The organism is Mycobacterium sp. IDUB_19 (genome assembly GCF_055419445.1).
This window is the reverse complement of the sequence record NZ_JBVAXR010000099.1, coordinates 1-3,810: the sequence shown is the minus strand read 5'-3', so window position 1 is coordinate 3,810 and position 3,810 is coordinate 1. Positions and strand designations below refer to the sequence as shown.

The 3,810-nt window shown below is 65.5% G+C and carries 4 protein-coding genes; all 4 read left to right on the top strand.

Going from position 1 to position 3,810, the window contains the following annotated elements; translation table 11 throughout:
- Nucleotides 1–253: hypothetical protein (locus ACZY0B_RS26975; protein ID WP_463767293.1), on the top strand; the 253-nt coding region annotated here is incomplete at its 5' end.
- A gap of 19 nt (nucleotides 254–272) precedes the next feature.
- The gene (locus ACZY0B_RS26970; protein WP_463767292.1) at nucleotides 273–1,439 is read left to right on the top strand and encodes an amidohydrolase family protein; all 1,167 of its coding nucleotides are present in this window, start codon (nucleotides 273–275) and stop codon (nucleotides 1,437–1,439) included.
- Nucleotides 1,440–1,451: 12 nt separating this feature from the next.
- On the top strand, nucleotides 1,452–2,687 hold the full coding sequence (locus ACZY0B_RS26965; RefSeq protein ID WP_463767291.1) for a M24 family metallopeptidase: 1,236 nt from the start codon (nucleotides 1,452–1,454) through the stop codon (nucleotides 2,685–2,687).
- Nucleotides 2,677–3,798, top strand: coding sequence for a M24 family metallopeptidase (locus tag ACZY0B_RS26960; protein WP_463767290.1), 1,122 nt, complete (start codon nucleotides 2,677–2,679; stop codon nucleotides 3,796–3,798). The genes ACZY0B_RS26965 and ACZY0B_RS26960 overlap by 11 nt, the downstream gene beginning before the upstream one ends.
- Nucleotides 3,799–3,810 lie beyond the last annotated feature (12 nt).

Below are 3,810 nucleotides of genomic sequence, written 5' to 3'. Positions count from 1 at the left end.
CGACTACCCGAGCTGGCTGGCCAGGTTCGAGACCTCCATGCGCGCCCTGCCGGAACGGCAGCGCGCCCAATCGGTCCTCACCGTGCTGGACGTCTACCGTGAACCCATGCTCGCTATCCCCGGATCACCGGTACCCGGTGCGCAATTCCGGTCCGCGGTCGAACACTCCGGTCGCGCCGTCCCCCACGTCTCGCAGCAGTTGATCAATAAGTACCTCGCCGACCTGGAACGGATCGGTGTGCTCAGCAGGTGATCGCAACGAAGGGACGATGATGTCCAGGCCAGCCCACACCCTGTACCCCGACGGCGTAATCGGCGCTCCCAAGCACCGCCGGGGTCACGCGGCGGAATTCAACACCGGTCTGCCGCCCGGCACCGAGGTCTTCTCCGCCGACAACCACATCTCGGTCGCCGACGACATTTTCTATGAGCGCTTCCCCGACGAGCTCAAAGATCAGGCGCCGCGGATCTGGTACGAGGATGGCGCATATTTGCTCGGCCAACCGGGACAGTCAATGGTGGTCGGCGATTTCAGCGCGGTGCTGATGCAATACGACGACCTGGCCGGCGCCGCCACCAACAACGTCGAAGCCCGAGTCCGTGAACTCGCCGAAGACGGCGTCGACAAGGAGCTGGCCTTCCCCAACGCGGTCCTCGCGCTGTTCCACCACCCCGACCACACCATTCGCGAGCGGATCTTCCGCGTCTACAACGAGCACATCGCCGAGGTTCAAGAACGAGCAGGCGGCCATTGCTATGGAGTGGGATTGATCAACTGGTGGGATCCCCGCGGCGCTCGCCGCACGCTCACCGAGTTGAAATCGTTGGGGCTCAAAACGTTTCTGATGCCGATCAACCCGGGCAACGACGAGGACGGCCAGCCCATCGATTACTCCAGCACGCCGATGAGCGCGGTGTGGGACGAGATCGAAGAGGCGGGTCTGCCCATCACTCATCACATAGGGGAGAGTCAGCCGAAGTTCCCCAGCGAGGTCAACAGCGTCGCGGTGGCCATGATGGTCAACATCGACTCGTTTCGGGAGATGTTCTCCAAGTACATCTTCGGCGGCATCCTCGACCGGCATCGACGGCTTCGGGTTGGCTGGTTCGAGGGCGGAATAGCCTGGGTACCAACGGCGCTGCAGGACGCCGAGCACGTGCTGGCCTCCTATCAACACATGCTGCGACACCAGCCCGAACATGACATCCGCTACTACTGGGACACGCACATGTGCGCCTCGTTCATGGTCGATGGCCTGGGCCTGCGCCAGATCGACGAGATCGGAATCGACAGGGTGATGTGGTCGTCTGACTATCCGCACAACGAAAGCACTTTCGGCTATTCGGAGAGGTCGCTGGCCGCGGTGGTCGAGGCCGTCGGCCCCGCCGATGCGGTGCGGGTTGTCGGCGGCAACATCAAGAAATTCCTGGGAATCTAGGGGGCCGTGCTCATGACGAACACGGTGGCCGCCCGCGCCTCGCTCCTTGATGCACCCGAGGAGCCGGACTGGGCCCGCATGCGTACCGAGGTGGGAGCTCGGCTGCGGTCCGCGATGGTTGAACACGGCGTCGACGCGCTGATCCTGCTGATGAACGGCTACGTCGGATACGCGACGGGTGCCAGCTGGCCGCTCTTGGACGCCGGTCTGTCGCACGTGGAGCGTCCGGTTGCGGTGGTGCTGGCCGATGACGTGCATCCGCATCTGTTCATGCCGTTCCGTAGCGGAGCCTCGGCGGAAGTACCAGTGCCCGACGACCATCTGCACGGCCCCGCCTACCTCGAATTCGAGCACGGTGTCGAAGATTTCGCGCGCAAGCTGGCCGAGCTGGTCCCGCCGGGCGCCAGCATCGCCGTCGACGAACTCACGGGGGCAATGCGACGGGCGGCGCCCAAGCTTTTTCGCGCGGGACCGCCGACGGACGCGGCAATCGTGCTCGGCGCGGCGCAATTGGTGAAGACCCGTGACGAGCTGTCCTGTCTGCGCCGGGCGGCCCGCATCACCGAACAAGCCATTGTCGACGTGCAGCAGGCGCTGCTGCCGGGCGTGCGGCAGATTGATCTCTCGGCCACCTTCGTGCGTCGTGCCTTCGAGTTGGGAGCCACCACCAACATGCTCGAGGCCATCTGGCAGGTGATGCCGAGTTCGCGGGAAGCCGGCGTCTGGACAACGCATGGGGATCTCGCACTGCCGCTGCTGCCCACCGATCGCGAACTCGCCGCCGGCGATGTGCTGTGGACCGACATCAGCATCACCTACGCCGGATACTGCTCGGACTTCGGCCGAACCTGGGTGGTCGGCGAGAAGCCGACGTCACGACAGCAAGATCAATTCCGTCAGTGGCGCACGGTACTGGACGCCGTGCTCGCGGTGACCAAAGCCGGTGTGACCTCGGGGGATTTGGCGCGGGCGGCGATCGCGGCCAACGGTGGCCGCAAACCGTGGCTGCCGCACTTCTATCTGGGCCACGGCATCGGCACCTACCCCGCCGAAGCACCGATGATCGGAACGGATCTCGGCGAGGAGTTCGACGACAAGTTTGTCTTTCCGCCCGGAATGGTCCTGGTCCTCGAACCCGTGATGTGGGAGGACGGAACAGGAGGCTATCGCAGTGAGGAGATCGTGGTGATCACCGAAGACGGCTACGCGCAGATTACCGACTACCCCTACACGCCTTATGGCGACTGAAGTTCTGCCCGACACTCGGGCACTACGCTCCGGGCGCCGGCAACGCGCGCTAGCCGAAATGGCCAAACACGGCCTCGACATCCTGGTGCTCGGCCGGCAAGCAAATATCCGCTACGTCACCGGCGCGCCGCAGCTGTGGATAGCCGGCACCCGACCGTTCGGTCCGATGTGCGTGCTGGTGCGCGCCACCGGGGCCATCTACCTCAACAGCACCGACGACGAGGGGGTCCCGGAGGAGATCGACCATGATCACCTGTACGGACTCGCCTGGAACCCGATGACGCTCATCGATGTCCTCAAGAAGGTCGACGGCGCCGAATCCGCGCGACGGGTCGGAACAGACGCGATCACACCGACTTTCGCCGCGTTGCTGCCCGGCGCGTTCCCGAATGCCGAACTCGTCGATGCCGAGCCGGCGATGCGTGCGGCGCGGCGCATCAAGACGCCCGAGGAGATCGCGGCGATGGACGGCGCACTTCGTATCGCCGAGCACGGACTCGCCACTGCCCGGGCCGAATTGGCGCCGGGAGTGACGGAGCGGACGCTGGCCGGCGTCATGATGGAGGCGATGGCCGCGGGCGGGGTAAGCACGCCGGCCACCCAGGACGCCGCGTGGGTGACTTCGCGGGAATACCCGTGGCGTCGCGGTCAGGCCGAGGCCCGGCCGGGCGACCTAGTCGCCTTCGCCGCCGGGGCTCTGGCGAATGGCTATGTCGCCGAGGTGGGCCGAACCTGGCCGGTCGGCGATACGGTCGACGGTGAGGCCCGCAAGCTGTTCGGTCGGTCAAACACGCTGTACGACAGCATGCTTGGTGCATGTCGCCCCGGTGCGCCTATCCGCGATCTGCTCGCTGCGTATGACGCGGTTGGCGAGCAGATACCGCCGATGCCGATTGCGCACGGGCTGGGGCTGGGTTTCGACCCACCCGTGGTATCCGAAACGCTGGTGGCTGCGGGCGAGCACGACCAACTCGAGGCCGGGATGGTGTTGGCGATCACCGGCTACGTCTGGCAGCAGGGCATCGGCGCGGTGTTCCGCCGAGACACCGTCCACATCACCGACGACGGCGTCGACGTGCTGACCACCAGCCCGGCGTGGCCTGAAAGCTGAAATCACTTGCGT

What these genes read in the sequence shown, in the direction of transcription:
- ACZY0B_RS26965 (WP_463767291.1), top strand. Translation starts at nt 1,452, where the DNA reads ATGACGAACACGGTGGCCGCCCGCGCCTCGCTCCTTGATGCACCCGAG.
- ACZY0B_RS26960 (WP_463767290.1), top strand. Translation starts at nt 2,677, where the DNA reads ATGGCGACTGAAGTTCTGCCCGACACTCGGGCACTACGCTCCGGGCGC.
- ACZY0B_RS26970 (WP_463767292.1), top strand. Translation starts at nt 273, where the DNA reads ATGTCCAGGCCAGCCCACACCCTGTACCCCGACGGCGTAATCGGCGCT.